Genomic DNA, 17,853 nt, shown 5'->3' on the forward strand with positions numbered 1-17,853 from the left:
CGCCATAGGACCTCTTTTTTTATTGATGAATAAAGCTGATGGTTATAAATGGAGGAAAATCAGAAAAAGATGAGAAAAAAGTTGAATATAGGCAAAAAATAATAACTAGATCACAAAATCATAATTATTGTGAATAATAAGCGGTAAAATAAGGCCTGTCGCGGATACAGGCAGTACACCCTCACCTTGAGCAAACCAATGCCATTAACTTGGGTGTCAGATCTTCATATTAGCGCTGAGATTGGTTGATTTCTGTAGGGGTTTTATTCTCCGGAGCCACTAAAGGTAAGGTCAATGTAAAACAGCACCCTTGCCCCTGCTCACTAATAACCTTGATATCTCCGCCCAGCAAGTCAGTCACCAAGTTGTAAACGATATTCAAGCCCAGTCCTGAACCACCTTGCCCTAAACGTGTAGTAAAAAATGGATCGAACACTTTGCCAATATGCTCAGGTGCGATACCTTGACCATTGTCGGTTACAGTAATAATCGCTGTATCTTCAATTTGCTGCCCTTTGATCTCGATAGTGCGATGCTCATGACCAGTAAAAGCGTGGACTAAAGCGTTAGACAGTAAATTCATCAAGATTTGCGTCAGAGGCCCTGGGTGACTATCCATATGAATGGCTTGTGGACATTCCTCAGTAAGTACCACTCGGCTTCGAGACAAACTGGGCATCATAGTCACTCTTAATTCATGCAAAACTTCATCCAACTCGAACTCACGGCGTTGGTAACTCGATTGATCAACAGCAACTTGCTTAAAGCTTGAAATTAGCTCTGCAGCTCTTCTTAAGTTACGTTCAATGCTGTCAGCTGATTGAGCACTTTGGTCAATATAAGCATCGAGAGTTGAACGTCTAATTCCTTCTTTCGTTGACTCGATAAAAGTATTGTTAAACTCTTTTAAGCTGCTCGCTACTACAATGGCGTTGCCAATTGGCGTATTAAGTTCATGGGCAATACCTGCCACTAATGAACCAAGACCTGAGAGTTTTTCTGACTGTACAAGTTCCTCTTGAGTCGCTTTCAAGACTTCAAGTGCTTGTTGCAGCTCTTGTGTACGCTCATCCACTCTGTGCTCTAGATCTATGTTTTGCTGCTGAGTTTTTTCAAGGTTTTCTCTCCGGTCCTTCTCAGTAGCAGCCGCATGTTCAAACCAGTAATGCCAACGCTGTGGAATCTTAGGAATAGATAGATCGCGATTTTCAGGTAACCCCTCAATAAAATGCGCTAAGCGCATCGCGGGTTGGCTGAAATGCCAGTGCTGATATAAAACCACAATCAATAAGAGCAGAGTAAACATCGTAGCCATAAGGACATGTGGCATGACAATCGTTAAAATATGATCGCTTAATTTTTCTTCCGTGATTTCGAGAACCAACTTCCAAGGCGTATTGGGTAGATCGTAAGCGCTCCAATACCCGTTTTCGGTCTGATTGAGCACACCGTGTTCGGCTTTGTGTGCAGCGCCGATGGCAACCAAGGTGAGCACTCCCTCCTGCTTCACCACTTGCTTAGCACTAAGAAGTGCCCCCCCACTATCAGCAACCACCAAGCCTTGTTTATCTATGATGGCTAAGCGAGCAACATCTATTGGCTGCTTAGTCAGTATGTGGTCGAGCACTTTTAGCGTAATATCTGTGCCAACGGCTCCAACAAACCGCTCCTCATCATAGACAGGTGCCAATAGTGAGACCATCATCCCCTTCCCCCCTGCATCCAAATAGGGCGTGGTCCAGACACTCTTTCTCTCAGAGTTATTAATGGGACCGACCAACTCAAGGGGGTAAGTGCCACCAGCTTGATAAATGACGTCTATCGCTTTATCCATATCATCGGTATTGGTCGCAACGAGCAGATCCTTGTAGCTTAACCACGGGTAGAGATAAGTAAGAGCTTGCTCATCATCATAGTAATAGCTCCACTGGAAATCCTTGTGTTGAGAATGAGTGGAAACAATTTCGGGCACAGCCATTAAAATAGTGCGTAGATCAAACGAATAATCACCAATATTTGACCTTACATAAAGTTGCCCCAACTCTTGCCTTACCTCTTCGGGTAAATTTTCCCATGGAGCGTTTTTGACCGATCCGATTGTGTTCTTTTCAAGAAAGGTGAGGGCTGACTCACTGGGACTCAATTCCGGATACCTATACGCACCTTCGACGGCATTTCGCATCTTGTCTACATGATCGAACGACACAGATAAGGTTTTATTGAGGGCAATTAACACTTCAAGCGTTTTATGTTCCAGCTTATTAACTTCCTGAACACGCACCTCTTTGCTCAAATAAAAAGAGTCTCCTAGAGTAAGGAGAACAATGAGTAACAGCACACCATAAAACATAAACTTGTGACGACTAATCAGTGCATCGGCACTCATTTGATCCGTATTCTGGTCCAAGTCCTTCATCTTGCTGCCCAATGGTTATTTATTCTTGGCGCGCTTATGAGAAAAATTAAGCAAATCCTCCAATATCATTGCTTTGGCAAATAGCCACCCTTGTCCTTCCTCACAGCCAAATGCCTTTAACTTCTCAAGTTGTTCCTCTGTCTCTATTCCCTCAGCGGTTAATTCCATACCTAAAGTTTGGCCCAAATTGACGATCATTTTCGCAATGCTGTCATCTTGTAGCATGGGGTCAACAAAAGCGCGGTCTATTTTTAATCGCGTCGCTGGCAAGGTGTGCAGTACGCTCAATGAGGAAAAGCCTGTACCAAAATCGTCTATGGCTATTTTGCATCCCAATTGGCGGACTTTGTCTAACACTTTACATAATTCAGAAATATTCTTGGCAGCCACAGTTTCCGTCACTTCTAGCTCTAGTGTTTCGGGAGCTATGTTGTATTGTTTCATTGCCTTACGCAATTGTTGTACAAAACCAGGGCCTTCTAGCTGAGTCGGTGACACATTAATTGCCATGGTTAATTTTGTGTAACCCGCCTGCTTTAACATCTGAAACTGCATACAACAGTGTTCAATAACAAATGCCCCAATACTAACCATTAACCCTGATTGCTCAGCTAGAGGAATGAATTGATCAGGAGGAACCAGTACGCCTTCTTTATTGCGCCAACGTAATAGAGCCTCTACGCCTGAAAGCTCCATGGTAGACAACTTAAACTTGGGCTGAAACGTCATAAACAAAGCATTGTCATTGAGCGCTTGCTTTAGCTCTGCGAGTAAATGCATTCGATCGCGCGCATCTTGTCCCATGTCAGCAGAAAAGCTTACCGCGCCACCTCGGCAATATAACTTAGCTTGCTTCAAGGCGACTTGGGCATCTTTGTAATGTTCAGACGAATCAAATTCCTGATCCTTCAGATCAACAAAACCAACACTTGCAGTGATCTTGAAAGGCTGTTCATCCACCACAAAACTTGAATCAAACAAAGAAAGGATGCGGTCAGTTACTATATCCTGCTGAGAGCCAAGCAATGCAAACACATCGCTGCCAACTCGAGCCAAGAAGCAATATGGGAAATGTTTCTGTAAACGAGAAGAGACTCTTACTAACAAACCATCACCAGCCGAGTGGCCGAAGCTATCGTTAAAGGAAGAAAAGTCGTCGATGTCAATCAATGCAAGCCTAGCGTAGTCATTACCTGAGATCGCGGTATAGCGGTACCTACGTAAACTGTTGAGATTTGCAATATCAAGAAGGGGATCTTTAAAGGCTTGCTCTTCCAAACGATTATACAAAATGACATTATCGAACCCAATAGACAAATTCGCACAAAATACTTCAAGTAAATGTTTATCTATGCTTTCTAACGGTCGACTAACGTCCACATAAGCCGCCATTCCTCGGCCACGTTCGGTAGAAAAATACAAAGTTAGCCCTTGCTCCAACAAACTTTGTTTACTGTCTAAACATTGCATGATGGAGTTTTTAATCGGCTCAGAATCAAGCGTTTCCAAAGAGGTTTGCACCAAGCTACTGTATCGCCCCGAGGCGGCGATAATCACCGGACCTGCCGACTTCTCACCTTGACTGTCTTGTGCGCAAATCAAACCGTCAGGCTCTATTTGCATGATCGCACTAATTTGCTTAACGGCTCCTTCAGCAAACATTTGCATTCCGTAGAAATGAGCGAGTTCCGTACTCGCCTTAACCACTTTTTCTAACCCTTGACGCATGAGTTGCTGGCTGCGAATTTGGTTATAAGCTCGAATGGCACTGGTTAAGATAGTAAACAGCCGAATACGAGTAAGCTCTGGTTTAGTGCGATAATCATTGATGTCATAGCGTTGGATTGTTTCCATTTCAGGAGCATAACCCGGCTGGCCTGTACGTAATATAATACGTAAAGCATGCATATTGAGTTCTTCACGTATCACTTCAACCAGCTCTAATCCAGCTAACTCGGTTTCCATCACTACATCAAGTAAAATAACACTAATATTGTCTTCAGCAATTAGGACAGCCTTGGCTTGTTGAGCAGAATAAGCATGGAGGAGGTTTAGAGGACGATCTTCAACGATCAGATCTTTCAAGGCCAACTCTGTCGCATGATGCACTTCTTCATCATCATCTACGATCAGCACCTGCCAGTAACGAGCTTGTGTGACGTCCGAGCCTTGCTCAGACACATCCTCGATAATAGGCATTAACTCATCAGAATCATTGCATTGCTTACTCATCGCTCCCTCATATAATTGCAGTGATCTGAACTATGAGTTTAGTCGTAGTTCGAGGCTGTTGCCTAACAAAGTCGACAAAGTAAGACGGCTGCTATTGACCTTAGGTTAATTAGATGACTACAATTGCGCCATCATTCCAAGAGAGAACCACGCCAATGAACAACTAAGCCTGTTATCCATTTCACCTTACTTATTGGATCTACAGGAATTAGTAGGCGTCGTTCACCTATGCATTCTCATTTTTTATCGTTTGCTTTGGCTACAAAACTGACGTTTAGTAGCGAGATAGGTTGCGGTTTATAACTCTCTAACCTGTGTTTGATGCCTGCTTTTCCTGTTTACAGGAGGCAAATTTTGACCATTTTTCATACTCATGATCTCAGTTATTCATTCGCTAATGGCGATAACCTATTTAAGAACCTTTCATGTACCATGGACAAGCAACGAGTGGGCCTCGTCGGACGTAATGGAATAGGAAAGTCGATCCTCGCTTCTATCATATCTGGAGGAGTCGCTCCTTCAAGTGGCGACCTCGTGGCGCCATCGAACACAGCTATTTTCCACCAGCAATCATCCGTTTTGCCAGAGGATGATATTTCTATCGCCGAGTACCTCAATATGCATCATGTATTAGAAGCACTCGACCATATTCGAATGGGTAACTGCTCACAAGAGTGGTTTGATTTGATTGGCCAAGACTGGGATGTGGAATCTCGTCTAGAGAGAGAACTGATTAACCTGAGAATACCACATGATCTTTTATTTCATTGCCGTCAGCTTAGCGGCGGACAATTTGCACGTCTGGCGCTTTGGAAACTGTTCAAGCAACAAAGTGACTTACTTATTCTCGATGAACCATCAAACCATATGGACGGTTTATCTAAACAATGGCTTATCAACATAATGGACAAGTTTTCAGGTGCTATATTACTCATTAGCCATGATAGAAAACTACTCAATACCGTCGATGAAATATGGGAGCTTTCAAGTACAGGGGTAGAAATATACGGTGGTAATTACCAGTTTTATGCCGCCAAAAAACAGAGCGAGCAGTTCGCTATTGAAAGACAGTTAGTCAACATCAAAAAAGAAAAGAAACATCTTGATATTCAAACTCAACGTAACCTTGAAAAAGCACAGCAACGCGCAACCAAAGGTAACAAGCTACGCAAAAGTGGTAGCCAAGCCAAAATGTTACTCAATGGTATGAAAGAAAGTGCTGAAAATAGTGCATCGAATCGAAGCAAGTTAGCACATACCAGAAGGACACGACTATGCCAACAAGAGCAGCTACTCACAGCGAAACAAGATAAGTGGAAAAGCCAAAAGTTCAATATCCAAGATAACAGCAACACAACAACGGCTCGTCATTCTTATCTAAATGGCAAGCTCAAATTTGGCAACAATATTCGTTTAAACTTGCAGCTTTTCTATGGTGAAAAAGTATATATACAAGGCCCAAATGGGTGCGGCAAATCCACTCTGTTAAAAACATTACTAGGCAAACTACCTCTGCGTGAGGGTGATATTAACACTAAGGGTCACTTTTGCTATTTGGACCAGAACTTAACCATCATTGATTCAACGCTATCAGCTTTAGATAACTTCTGCTCACATGTACAAAATGTTCCTACTGGTGAAATGAGAACATTGCTAGCAGGTATCGGTTTTCGAGGCGACAATGTGTTTAAACCTGCATCTGTATTAAGCGGAGGTGAAACCATCAAACTTGCCATGTTAATCGTTAGTCATCAAACCAACCAACCGGTTTTATTATTGGATGAACCAGATAATCATTTGGATTTAGACTCAAAAACTGAGTTGGCCAGCGCTCTAAAAAGTTACAAAACTGGCTTTGTGTTGGTGACCCACGATGACAGCTTCGCACATGACTGTGGCATTACACGCAGCTACCTCATGACAGATAGCGGTCAGGGTCTAGAGATATATTGAACAGTTGGAAAACCGATAATCAGCTTCTGCCTTTACTCAGCTTGCTCTGAGTGAAGGCGCACAAATTCTCGTGCCGAGTCTTCTAGTGGCTGCAAGAGGTGTGATTTGGTCAAACGAATGTAATGATATAAATCCTCTGTATCTACCGGAGGGCTAGCAATTTTGATGTCAGGATATTGCTGTGAAAGAAACGCATAACTTTGCAAAGGAGCTAGCCAAACGTCAGCCCTACCGGCCATAAGCATAAGAGCGGCTTGGTCAACAGAATACACTCGATGTAAACGTCTGTAATCCTTGAGAACTTCAATATACCTGGTGCCATGCATGGTCACGATTATCTTATCTTTGGCATCATCTAGTGTTTGGTAATAACTTCCATCTTTGGCAAATAAGTGGACTTTGATTTGCTCTAGCGGAACATCCACCTTTACCAAGCCCGCTTCATTATCTAATTGACCAATTCGTAAGTCTAAAGCATCATATTGACCCGTTATTATCGATTGAATTGCTCTTTCGTCTGGTAAGTAAGTCACTGTGTAGGGAATGCCCGCCCCCTGGTACACAGAAGTAATGACCCCTTCCACCGTCATGCCATACTTTGTCGTTTTATTCTCCCCTTTATAGCTCTCTCCAATCGCAATATTGATAACCTCTATATCTTGAGCAAAGGCATTATTTATTGGAAACAACACATTAATGACAAATAAAACAACTAAGACTCTCATCATTACATCCATAGGTCAAAACTGATAATTGCAAGTATAGCTACTGGCCAAACTCTGCTCATATAAAAAGCTTTAGTATTCGATTAATCTTCATCAACCGATTTAGACCGATTAAATGCTTTAAAGGATTCTTCAAGCGGCTCGACAAGATGCGACTTTGACACATGAACATAATGATATAAGTATTTTCTGTATACTGAAGGACTCGCAATCTTGATTGCTGGAAATTCTTTTTTTGCTTTTAGATAGGCACTGTAAGTTGCTAGCCATAAATCAGCCCTTCCCGTGGTCAGCATTAAGGCCGCTTGCTTTTCAGATTTGACCAAGTGACGTTTCTTGTAAACTTTTACAATACCTGAATAACGGTTTCCTAGTGTTGAAACCAGTGTTTTATCTTTGACTTCATCCACGCCTTGATAAAAATCATCATTGATGGAGAGTAAATAGACATTCATTACAAATCCAGGAACATCGATGCGGATCAGCGTTTCTTCTTCATCCAGTGTATCTACACGAAGGTCAAGCGCATCATATTGACCTGATACCGCAGCTTGAATTGCTCTCTCATTGGGTAAATATATAAACTCGACGTCAATATCTGCAGCTTTATAAATAATTTTCAAGTCCCGCTCTAGTGTTAAGCCTTTGTATACTTCTCCCATCGCCACTTTGACTGAGTTATCTGTGTTTGCCGATACTGAATTTGCAAACAATAGCATGATAAACAGTAGTCTCAGGAACCATGTTTTCATTGTCTCCACCAGAAATTTTTCTCTTTCTAAAACTATAGTGTGAGTTAACAAAAAGATCGCACCATCCGCTTTAAGGTTACAAACATTGCTGCCGATGGATGGACTATTCTATTTATCAAATGATCTGGCTTGGTTAAAAGCCTGCGCAGATACTTCAAGTGGCTCAATAAGATGCGATTTTGAGACATTAAGATAGTGATACAAATACTGCTTATGAATAGAAGGGCTCGCCACTTTTATCTCTGGAAATTCATCCTTCACATTCAGATAACTCCAATAAGAGGCAAGCCAGACATCTGCTCGCTTTTTTGTCAACATTAATGCGGCTTGTTGCTCTGACTGAACCAGATGACGGTCCTTGTACTCTTTAACCATATCGGAGTAACGAGCCCCCAAAATAGAGACAAAGGTTTTATCTTTAGCCGTATCTAAACCTTGGTAGAAATCCCCGTTAGCAGAGAGTAAATGAACATTCATTGCCTGCAGGGGAACATTAACCCTTACTAAATTTGCCTCTTGATCTAAAGCATCGATACGAAGCCCGAGCGCGTCATATTGGCCAGATACAACTGATTGGATAGCGCGCTCATTCGGCAGATAAGTAAACTCTGGTTTTATGCCCACCGCCTCGTATATCTTTTTTAGGTTGTCCTCTAGCGCAGACCCTTTGTAAATGTCACCAATGGCAACTTTGATCGAATCACTAGCTTGAGCAAACACATAGTTAGGCGTAACAATGGCGCAGAACAGCAACCCCAGAATCCTTGTTCTCATTTTGTTCCCCACATAATATAAACCTTTATATCAATATAGCTGGTGTGGAAACGAAAGTCGCTAGGGTTACATAGTATCAGCTTAGCTTTTGGCTCATTTGACCACTATGAAGCATCAGCCAAGGCTAGCTTTTCGTATTTGCATAAGTTGACTAATAGTTTGCGCAGCCTGTTCGAAGTTTTCACTTCTCGCTTGGGAAACTTTTCGCTCCCATCTTGGATTATTAGGCACTGAAAAATCATGAGTTTTTGCCTGTTTGACGAAATTGGCAAACTCATCGGCACTTTCTATTATATGGATAGGGCTGTAATCCGAGAATCCCTCCGGCATGAATACAGTCAGTGGATAATTAGACGCCGTATCCGTATAGGGGTTTGCTGAATCAGTGCTGTGATGAACAACGGGATTACCCTTCTTACCAACGATTGCCGCATTGAGCATATCGATCATTTTGGCAATCCTTGGCGTAGCATTACCTATGGCTTGACCAAAGCTGCCTTTGGTTTCGCTCTGTTTTGCAAAAAACTGTTTAGGAGTAAAATCTTCACCCTCTTTTTCTTTAAACCTAGCTTTATAAATAGTGGATACATCAGAAAAGTGTACCCGCTTGACCGGTAAGTTATCTTCTGTCGCCAAATCAAGATCTTCCACTTTTGGCGCAATAAACATGAGGTCATAATCGGCGGTTAGGGGTAATCCAGAGACAGGATCAGCAAGAACTTTAAGAGGCTCGCCTTCGTATGAGATCTCAAAATGATCACCCTTTTTCTCTGCTCTGTATTCAAGACCCTCAGAAAGTAGTTTTAGCACATCACTTTGCTTATGATCTTTTTCAACACTGAATACCCCATTATTTTCCAACCACTCAAAACGTTTTTGAGAAAGAGTTAAGTTCACAGAAATGGCATCGCCACTTTTTATACACTCCTGTACATTCTCATTGTATGTGGTTATCTGATTTTGACGTATATCATTGTCATCTCGCAGAGTAACATGCAGTTTACTCAACCTCTGATCTACACAGATAAGCCCTGCTTGAGGACCATGATTGGAAGATTTACCTTTAATTGCAAACCCTTTGGTTGGATAGCCTTCTTCAATAAGCCCTGTTGACATACGATCTACGGGACGAAAAGCAATGATCTGTTGAGTCTTTCTAGCCACTGCTTGAATTGGGATCAAATGCCTTTTAACTATGCCTGTTTTACTTGCTAGCTTATTTACTAAATTGACTAAAAAGTCTCCACTCGTCTTGCTTGATTTGATAGAACCATAAGCCTTAATAAGAGGGTTAGAATGTTCTCTGCATGAATGTTCCATAAAGGGATAAAATGAAGGCAGCGGGTCGGTCACGTTGCGTATAGCCTTAACCTCAAATTGCACAGATTCTTTTAAGTCGTCACTCGGCACACGCCTGACACTATCCGGTAGGTCAACAGAGGGGATTGATACTGGCAAACTTAGTGTTTCCTGTTGTTGTATTTATCTTACTGATATTTAATAAACACAAACAGCCAAGCAGTCAATAATATAACCATTAAAAATCATTAGGAAAATTATAAGCAAAATGAATAAAGCTACAAATCGTAGCCAGTAATGCAATCTTTATAAATTTGTCTTATATCTCCTGTTTAATTTAAGCCAAACTAAGCAGTCTCTCCTGCTTGAGCTTATTCACCAAACTCACTTTCTAAACTTGCCTCTCTTGATCATTGTTGTTGTGGTTAACAAGTTTCCCCGAAACAAAAATGACTCCTTTAAACAAGGAGTCATTTTGTCGAGACAGTACAACCTCTTTTTTCAGTTCATATTAGAGATAAAGACTTAGAATACCTCTAACTGCTTTTCTCTTTGGCCTGGATCTGGCCGAACATTTCTGTGACCCGCCATGATTCCAGAAACGATATGTCCTTTTAGGTTTTTGCCATCATGCCATTGAACAGAAGCAACATAAAGCGCACTGGTCGCCAATTGCCCAAGCCATACATTACTGCCTGTACTGAGTTTCGCCCCCGTAAACGTTGTGGTCAAAATCGCGCCTACAAAGGCATCAGTTAGCAGTGGCTTTGATGAAGCGCTACTATTTTCATTGCTGGGCATTGAACTCACAGCTTTGACCCCTTGACCTCCATCTTTGCTAGTTAATCTCGGTGTATTACCAACCTCTGTTTCAGGTTTAGATGGAGTAGAAGTCGAAGGGGTGTTTATAACTGGTACTTGAGTTGGCATTGCTTGCATCCACGCGTTTAGAATTTATCCATCACGTTGACAGTGCATCTTGACGTTTGGCGAAGTTTTACTATTTCTCTGCGCTCAAACCTATCTAATTGCGAGTGGTTAAATTCATCGAACTTAAGGGAAGCAAATCGCGATATGTAGACACTTTCTGTACAGTGATTTTCAAAGAATATTACTATTGATAAAAAACACTTTTACAAAAACTGCTGGCAATCTGAACTGACTATTTATGAGTTATTCTGGGCAGGTATAAAAAGAGATAAAACAGGTGAGTCATAAACACTGAAGGTTTGGTAACATTTTTTTCAATTTTATTTAACACACTGAGTGTTAAAGTTTAATATCTAAAGCTTGCGTCCTAAAATGATTGTCAAACACGTCAGTACGATCTGGATTGGTTAAGGCATGCATGAAAGATCTTATGCTAGCCTATGAGACTAATTTGACCGGAAAAGCCAAGATTTTTATCCTATTTTACTTGGCTTATGCATTTTGGGGTTGAGATTAAACAGCCTCCCCTGCTTCATCTTCTTCAACAATGTCACTTTCTAAGCTTGCTTCCCTTAACCAACGTTTCAGTGGTTCACTAGCTAATACTTTTTGCTGATAGGCACGGGCACCCTCAGACAATTCAATTCCGTATGTAAGGCAGCGCAGAGCCACTGGCGCAAACATAGCGTCTGCAATGGACCATTCCCCAAACAACCACTCTCCGGGATAACGCTCCTCTTGCTCAGACCAAATCGCATCAATTCTAGCTATATCCTTTAATGCACCTTGGCTAAGTGTTACTTTTCTTTTTGCGCGAATATTCATCGGTAGTTCATTTCTTAGGTCTAAAAAGCCCGAATGCATTTCACAAGCAAGAGCGCGTGCTTTCGCTCTCTCAACAAGATCTCTGGGCCATGCCCTCCCGTTTAAGAAAGTGTCATTAACATGTTCTAATATCGCCAGTGAATCCCATACCGTCACATCATCATTTACCAAGGCGGGAACTTTAGCGGTTGGCGTAATATTCGACAATGTCTTGTATAACTCTTCACTGAATAACCTTAACTTAATGACTTCCACATCCAAGTCGAAATGAGCAAAGATAAGCCATGCACGAAGAGACCACGTTGAATAATTTTGATTGCCAATAAACAGTTGCATTGGAGACTCCATATTGTCATTGTTGAACATTAATTAGGATGTGAAGTCACAATATCTGATTGTTTTCTTGGGGACTAACGGATAGTTTTGATGGAATACTTCAATAAAAGTGATGAATAAGTTTTTAGTATGGATATCGATGCTCTGCGCAGCTTTCTCGCCTTCGCCGAAACAGGAAGCTTTACCCGCGCAGCGAAACAAATTAACCGCACCCAATCCGCGTTCAGTACTCAAATGCGCAAGCTAGAAGAAGGCCTGTGTGTCAAACTGTTTGAGAAAGAGGGACGAAATCTCGTCTTGAGCGAAGCGGGATTAGCACTGCGCTCTCATGCCGAGAAACTAGTCGACTTACACAATCACACACTAAAACAAGTTAAGCGCTATGAAAATAAAAGGCCTTTACGTCTTGGCTGTCCTGAAGATTATAATGACAACCTTCTGCCCAAGATTATTAAAATCCTGCAAAGGGCTGAACCGACTTGTTCTGTCCATATAGTCAATGAACCCAGTGTAAGTCTCAGACAAAAGCTCGATGCAGGAGAGCTCGATGCCGCAATTGTCACTCGTGCACCAAACAGTGAAGAAGGGTATTGGATTACCAGCGATAGAGGTGTTTGGATAAGCCATCCAGATTTCATACTTGATGACTCTCGCCCGATCCCACTTGCCCTGTTTAATACCGACTGTAAGTATCATGCTTCAGCTATTAACAGCTTAACCAAACAAAATACAGCCCACCAGTTACTGACTTGCTCTAATACAGCGTCTGCTCAGAGAGCCATTGTTCGAGAAGGATTAGCCATTGGTGCAATGGGGGCACTCAGTGTCACCAGCGATCTTAAAATCCTAGATAAGATGCCAACCTTGCCTACTGTTGATATTGTACTGATTACGGGTATCACTTCTCACCCGTTATTAGACAAGGAATGCTTGGAGCAATTACAAACCTTAGCACTAAGATAAACTTTGCCCCAAGGCATGATTCATTAGTCCTTGGGTTTATCTAAGCCATAAGTTAGCTCTTTCATTGGCGATAAATCCCCTTTGTTTTTTTAGCTTATTAATGCTGAGACTTTCAAACCTTTTATATGCCTTTCCACTCACTAGATAGAACTGACATGAGTACTTTATCGACAAACTCACCATTACGAAAGCCTGATTGCCGCATCACACCCTCATGTTGATAACTAACATTATCTTTATAAAGTTACCCGAAAATACAAACACTATCTATAAGATACTGTTCTATAGCGGTTAATTTAATATCCTACATTAAGGCCTATGATGCTTTTACTCACTGTGATTAGACTTAGCCAAAGGTCATGATAAACAAGGTATACAGACTCATGGCTGCCATCATTATGGTAATCAACCAACCAAACACCGACATCCAGAGTGGATGTTTATAGTCTCCGACAATGGCCGATTTACGAGCAGCAATCAGCATAATGCTTAATGTGGCAGGAAGAATAAAACCATTCAACGCACCCGCTACAATCAATAGAGTCACTGGCTTACCAATAAAGCAAAAAGTAAGGCTCGACGCCAATATAAAGCCAATAATGAAACCTCGAGTGTTGCGAGCAATAAAAGGGTGAAGGGTTTTCAAAAATGATACCGAGGTATATGCTGCCCCGATCACTGAGGTTATAGCAGCAGTCCAAAGCACTAAACCAAACAACTTGTAGCCGATGTTGCCTGCCGCATGCTGAAACATTGATGCTGTGGGGTTTTCAGGGTCAAGCGTCACACCTGTACTTATAACCCCAAGTGCAGCAAGAAACAATATCACCCTAACGACAGATGCCAAGCTTATTGCAGAGATTGAGCCACTGTTAACCTGAGGCAAGGCTTCTTGCCCTGCCACACCAGCGTCGATCAATCGGTGTGCGCCTGCAAATGTGATGTAACCACCAACAGTACCACCAACCAAAGTAACAATAGCCAACACATTGAGCTTCTCTGGCCAAACAGAGCGATACAGCGCCTCACCAACAGGGGGTGAGGTCGAGAGCAAAACATATAACGTCATTACCATCAGTGAAGCGCCCATCACTATGGTAAATCGGTCCATCTCTCTCGAAGCATCTTTTAATAAAAAGAGACTGATCGCAATCACTGCACTAATCGCTGCCCCTGTTACTGGCGTGATATTCGGAAATAAGACGTTCATTCCCATACCTGCACCGCCTAAGTTACCGATATTAAATGCCAGTCCACCCAAGGCAACAGTACTAGCAATGACAAAACCTAAACCTGGTAACAGATCATTTGCAATGTCTTGAGCGCGCTTTTTCGAGACCACAATGACCCGCCATATGTTCAGTTGAGCGCCGATATCAAGAAAGATCGATACCAAGATAACAAAAGCAAAACTAGCGCCAAGTGTTTGAGTAAAGACGGTGGTTTGAGTAAGGAATCCAGGACCAACGGCAGAAGTTGCCATCAAAAAAGCAGCGCCCAAAATCAATGACCAGTTAAAGCCCCCTTTCGTTGACGGCTTTAAGATCGAGTCATTCACCGGTTGCTGTTTCACTTTATCTATAGACATGTACTACTCCTGTAATTATTCCTCTGCAGAGATCTGGATAGCGCCAAGGGCGATCCCTTCCAAGATCAGGTTACGCTTTGGCATTCAATAACTTCACCAGATAATCGACACCTCATCCTATCCATTTGTGGTGTAAGGGTATATCTCGCATTGAAAAATCTCTGGCATTGCTTGGGGGTAAATAGGTCAAACTGATAACAGGGAATCACTTTCAGTGTCACTTATTAGCTATATTGCGCAATAAACTGGGTAGTACTTGCTTGGTCTCGCTGACGAAGATAGAAAGGGGTATGGCGAATATAAATAATTTTTAGAAGATTAAAGAGGTAATGGCGGAGGAAAGCGTTAATACAGGCGGTAAGGAGTGACTTAATAATTGAAGTAACAGTATAACTAGATTAAAAACAATGGCTTATATAATTATAATATGAAATAATTCACCCTCCTTGTTATCACCTTAATATATTTAAATGAAATATATCTCAGCTATATTGATTTCAATACTGTCCATTTCTGTCAACGCAGAAGATATGACGATCTGGGACTCAGTGAGAAAGCGCCCCATCCCGATAGAAATCAACTTTCCCATAAAAGCTGACAATTGCACTTCCCAAAAACGTTGTCAGGTCGTATTTATAAGCGCAGGATATCGCGTACCATTTAAGAAATACAAGTTCATAACAAATAGCCTAAATGAAGTCGGATACATGACTGTTGCAATAGATCATGAACTTCCTAATGATCCTCCACTTTCTAGAACAGGTGATTTATACCAAACACGTATCGAGAACTGGAAGAGAGGAGCGAACACTATAAAGTATCTTAAAGGAAAATTAGAATCTCGTTTCCCCGCCTATAACTTTAACAAGTTAACTTTGGTTGGCCACTCTAACGGGGGCGATATTTCAGCATGGTTAAGTAATAACAATACCGATTATATTCATCAATTAATAACGCTCGATAGCAAGCGAGTACCATTACCAAAAAATAATAACATTAAAGTTCTATCAATAAGATCACCTGAATACCCTACAGCTTCAGGTGTACTACCAACAACGGAAGAACAAAAACTGTATGGGAGCTGTATTGTTCATATTCCAGAGTCAACGCATATGGATTTCACCGATTTCGGCGTCGATAATGTTCAGCAAAAAACTATAAAAGCAATACAGGGCTTTCTAAAAAGTCAAAATTGCATAACTTTAAATGCTAAGACCTTATAAAGTCGCAGATAACGACCACTGTACGTACTCAAACAAGAACATCGCACTCACCGAACGCAACCAAATCAAAGTCGCCGACTGTTGGCTGTCTGCTTAAACAAATCTTTATACGCTACCTTCGCTCTCAACTACTAACACCCTTGCAACACCAACTGGGTGAGCTACATGCTCGGTGCCTACAGACGCATAGAAAATGTCACCGACATTTAGCAGAGTCGATTTCTCAGCACCATTTTTTTTGTAAAACATTTCTACTGATCCATCTAAGACAACAAACACCTCCTCACCATCATTTGTATGCCACTTATATGGTTGATCTGTCCAATGCAATCGAGTGGTAATGCCATTCATACATGCTATATCTTTAGCACCCCACGCTCGCTCAGCGACAAACTCTTTTCCTCGAATTATCTCCACAATCAATTCCTTTTACCGACGAACTCAAAAAGCGTATAACGCTCATCAGACGCCTAACAGCCTTATTTAGGCGTCACATAATGCCGTCTTTCACTTCCTGAATCAATGTAAAATCAATATTTTATCAACAATGTGAAGGTATTAAACTTCTGAGAGATGCACTACTTCTGAGTTAGCGATATTCACATAACTTGCTGTAGTACAAATTCACGTTAACAAGATTTTGAATGAGTGAAAGCTCTAACGTATAAAGGGGGATTTTTGATTCTTACATATGTTGTGAACATGGGAAGATTTTTTTGTTTGGTCAAACATAGTCAGAACGTTTTGCAATTCATGCAGATTTATGTTGCAAACAACAAATTGGCGGAGACCCCAGCCACATCTCGGCACACAAGTCACTCGCTGCGGCTGCTTCCTTCCGGACCTGACCGAGTTCACGAGCTATTGTTGCGAGAGGACCAGAGCCTCCATAGATACACAGCCTTGGTATTACCAAGGTGTGGAGAGATTATGTGTCATCGTTATGACCAATTCAAGCAAAAAAAGTGAAATACGGAGGATTTCCTGTTAAGTGCTTAGGAGTTAAACAATTCTCACCAATAACGCTGACTTTTCGGCCTATTCCTCTGCGAACACGATTGGCTCATCTTATAGTTCGGTTTCCTCATCAAAGCTGCGCAAGACGTAATCTGTCATCCATGCCGCTCCTAGCAAGCATACCCAAAGTACAAAAACGGGGTTAGGGACATCAAACCAAGGGGCAACAATCAAGGTTGCAAAACCGACAGTCGGCAAAGTCCAGCATAAGAGTTTGCGCCAATTAAAGGTTTTTAACTGCGCCATACTTTGTATGCACGCCACCATGCCAGTTAAACATAAGGCAACCACCACGGAGTCACCATAGCCTGCAACCCATAGCGGGAGTATCAAACCTAGTGCCCACCAGCAATGTTTATCACTTGAAGGCCAACCTTGCACTGCCCACCAAATCACAATCACCGATAGGGCTTGAACTAGGGTCATCATAGGCTCGCCAGCAAGCTTTCCCCCTGCTTGGGTGATCATCACGCCAATTTGCAGCGTCACCACAATCAAAGATACCGTCACTAACACACCAAAGCTGCTTCGCCTTGAAAACACCACCATAAGTAGTGGAAATAAAATCCATTGGCTGATCGAAAGCGAAATCGGTTGATAAGCCAAAGTCATCCCATAGGCAGACATAGCAGCAATCAACACAATGCCGCCAATGACTCGCTGCGGGAACACCCATATCACAGGGATGAGCAAAGCAAGCAGGGCAACCTCTTCTTGACTGGCGCTGACTGTCAGTGCACACAATACGGCAAGTAGGCTTGTGATCAAAAACTGAAAGGTGGAAAATACCATGCCCTCTCCTTATCCATTCCTTGGAAAA

General features: G+C 42.0%; 14 protein-coding genes, 1 other RNA gene and 1 pseudogene. 3 read left to right on the top strand and 13 right to left on the bottom strand.

Annotated features, from left to right (window positions below; genetic code table 11):
* Positions 1–229: 229 nt before the first annotated feature.
* Together MHN79_RS07665 and MHN79_RS07670 are read right to left on the bottom strand one after the other, a co-directional pair.
* Positions 230–2,416 carry an ATP-binding protein gene (locus MHN79_RS07665; RefSeq protein WP_239172394.1) on the bottom strand — a complete coding sequence of 729 codons (2,187 nt, stop codon included), beginning with the start codon at positions 2,414–2,416 and terminating at the stop codon, positions 230–232.
* Between the two features lie 15 nt (positions 2,417–2,431).
* The gene (locus tag MHN79_RS07670; protein WP_239172395.1) at positions 2,432–4,648 is read right to left on the bottom strand and encodes an EAL domain-containing protein; all 2,217 of its coding nucleotides are present in this window, start codon (positions 4,646–4,648) and stop codon (positions 2,432–2,434) included.
* Between the two features lie 354 nt (positions 4,649–5,002).
* On the opposite strand from MHN79_RS07670, the gene MHN79_RS07675 reads away from it, so the two are divergent.
* On the top strand, positions 5,003–6,601 hold the full coding sequence (locus MHN79_RS07675) for an ATP-binding cassette domain-containing protein (protein ID WP_239172396.1): 1,599 nt from the start codon (positions 5,003–5,005) through the stop codon (positions 6,599–6,601).
* Positions 6,602–6,633: 32 nt separating this feature from the next.
* Here MHN79_RS07675 and MHN79_RS07680 read toward each other — a convergent pair whose 3' ends face one another.
* The 6 genes from MHN79_RS07680 to MHN79_RS07705 form a co-directional block, all read right to left on the bottom strand.
* The gene (locus MHN79_RS07680; RefSeq protein WP_239172397.1) at positions 6,634–7,329 is read right to left on the bottom strand and encodes a transporter substrate-binding domain-containing protein; all 696 of its coding nucleotides are present in this window, start codon (positions 7,327–7,329) and stop codon (positions 6,634–6,636) included.
* 80 nt (positions 7,330–7,409) lie between these two features.
* Positions 7,410–8,078, bottom strand: coding sequence for a transporter substrate-binding domain-containing protein (locus tag MHN79_RS07685; RefSeq protein ID WP_239172398.1), 669 nt, complete (start codon positions 8,076–8,078; stop codon positions 7,410–7,412).
* A 108-nt stretch (positions 8,079–8,186) separates the two neighbouring features.
* Positions 8,187–8,852 (bottom strand): transporter substrate-binding domain-containing protein, encoded by a 666-nt coding sequence (locus MHN79_RS07690; RefSeq protein ID WP_239172399.1) that lies wholly within the window; start codon positions 8,850–8,852, stop codon positions 8,187–8,189.
* A gap of 114 nt (positions 8,853–8,966) precedes the next feature.
* A complete protein-coding gene (locus MHN79_RS07695; RefSeq protein ID WP_239172400.1) occupies positions 8,967–10,310 on the bottom strand; it encodes a CyaA/EF/ExoY family adenylyl cyclase toxin in 1,344 nt (447 codons plus the stop codon).
* 366 nt (positions 10,311–10,676) lie between these two features.
* Positions 10,677–11,081, bottom strand: a complete 405-nt coding sequence (locus MHN79_RS07700) for a hypothetical protein (RefSeq protein ID WP_239172401.1) — start codon at positions 11,079–11,081, stop codon at positions 10,677–10,679.
* A 513-nt stretch (positions 11,082–11,594) separates the two neighbouring features.
* The gene (locus MHN79_RS07705) at positions 11,595–12,242 is read right to left on the bottom strand and encodes a glutathione S-transferase (protein WP_239172402.1); all 648 of its coding nucleotides are present in this window, start codon (positions 12,240–12,242) and stop codon (positions 11,595–11,597) included.
* 129 nt (positions 12,243–12,371) lie between these two features.
* Here MHN79_RS07705 and MHN79_RS07710 point away from each other — a divergent pair, with 129 nt between their 5' ends.
* Positions 12,372–13,205, top strand: a complete 834-nt coding sequence (locus MHN79_RS07710) for a LysR family transcriptional regulator (RefSeq protein WP_239172403.1) — start codon at positions 12,372–12,374, stop codon at positions 13,203–13,205.
* A 121-nt stretch (positions 13,206–13,326) separates the two neighbouring features.
* On the opposite strand, the pseudogene MHN79_RS07715 reads toward MHN79_RS07710, so the two are convergent.
* Both MHN79_RS07715 and MHN79_RS07720 read right to left on the bottom strand, forming a co-directional pair.
* Positions 13,327–13,440, bottom strand: a pseudogene (locus MHN79_RS07715) (GNAT family protein); the annotation flags it as partial.
* Positions 13,441–13,551: 111 nt separating this feature from the next.
* Positions 13,552–14,793, bottom strand: coding sequence for an NRAMP family divalent metal transporter (locus tag MHN79_RS07720; protein WP_239172404.1), 1,242 nt, complete (start codon positions 14,791–14,793; stop codon positions 13,552–13,554).
* 707 nt (positions 14,794–15,500) lie between these two features.
* Between MHN79_RS07720 and MHN79_RS07725 the strand changes: the two genes are divergently transcribed.
* Positions 15,501–16,016, top strand: coding sequence for a hypothetical protein (locus MHN79_RS07725; protein WP_239172405.1), 516 nt, complete (start codon positions 15,501–15,503; stop codon positions 16,014–16,016).
* A gap of 105 nt (positions 16,017–16,121) precedes the next feature.
* Here the strand turns inward: MHN79_RS07725 and MHN79_RS07730 are convergent, their stop codons facing one another.
* The 3 genes from MHN79_RS07730 to MHN79_RS07740 form a co-directional block, all read right to left on the bottom strand.
* Positions 16,122–16,433, bottom strand: a complete 312-nt coding sequence (locus MHN79_RS07730) for a cupin (RefSeq protein WP_160930211.1) — start codon at positions 16,431–16,433, stop codon at positions 16,122–16,124.
* 370 nt (positions 16,434–16,803) lie between these two features.
* Positions 16,804–16,900, bottom strand: an RNA gene (gene ffs / locus MHN79_RS07735) — signal recognition particle sRNA small type.
* Between the two features lie 184 nt (positions 16,901–17,084).
* On the bottom strand, positions 17,085–17,825 hold the full coding sequence (locus tag MHN79_RS07740) for a hypothetical protein (protein WP_152430784.1): 741 nt from the start codon (positions 17,823–17,825) through the stop codon (positions 17,085–17,087).
* Between the last annotated feature and the right edge of the window lie 28 nt (positions 17,826–17,853).

It is taken from the genome of Vibrio sp. Of14-4 (assembly GCF_022347625.1).
Lineage (GTDB): Bacteria > Pseudomonadota > Gammaproteobacteria > Enterobacterales > Vibrionaceae > Vibrio > Vibrio pristinus.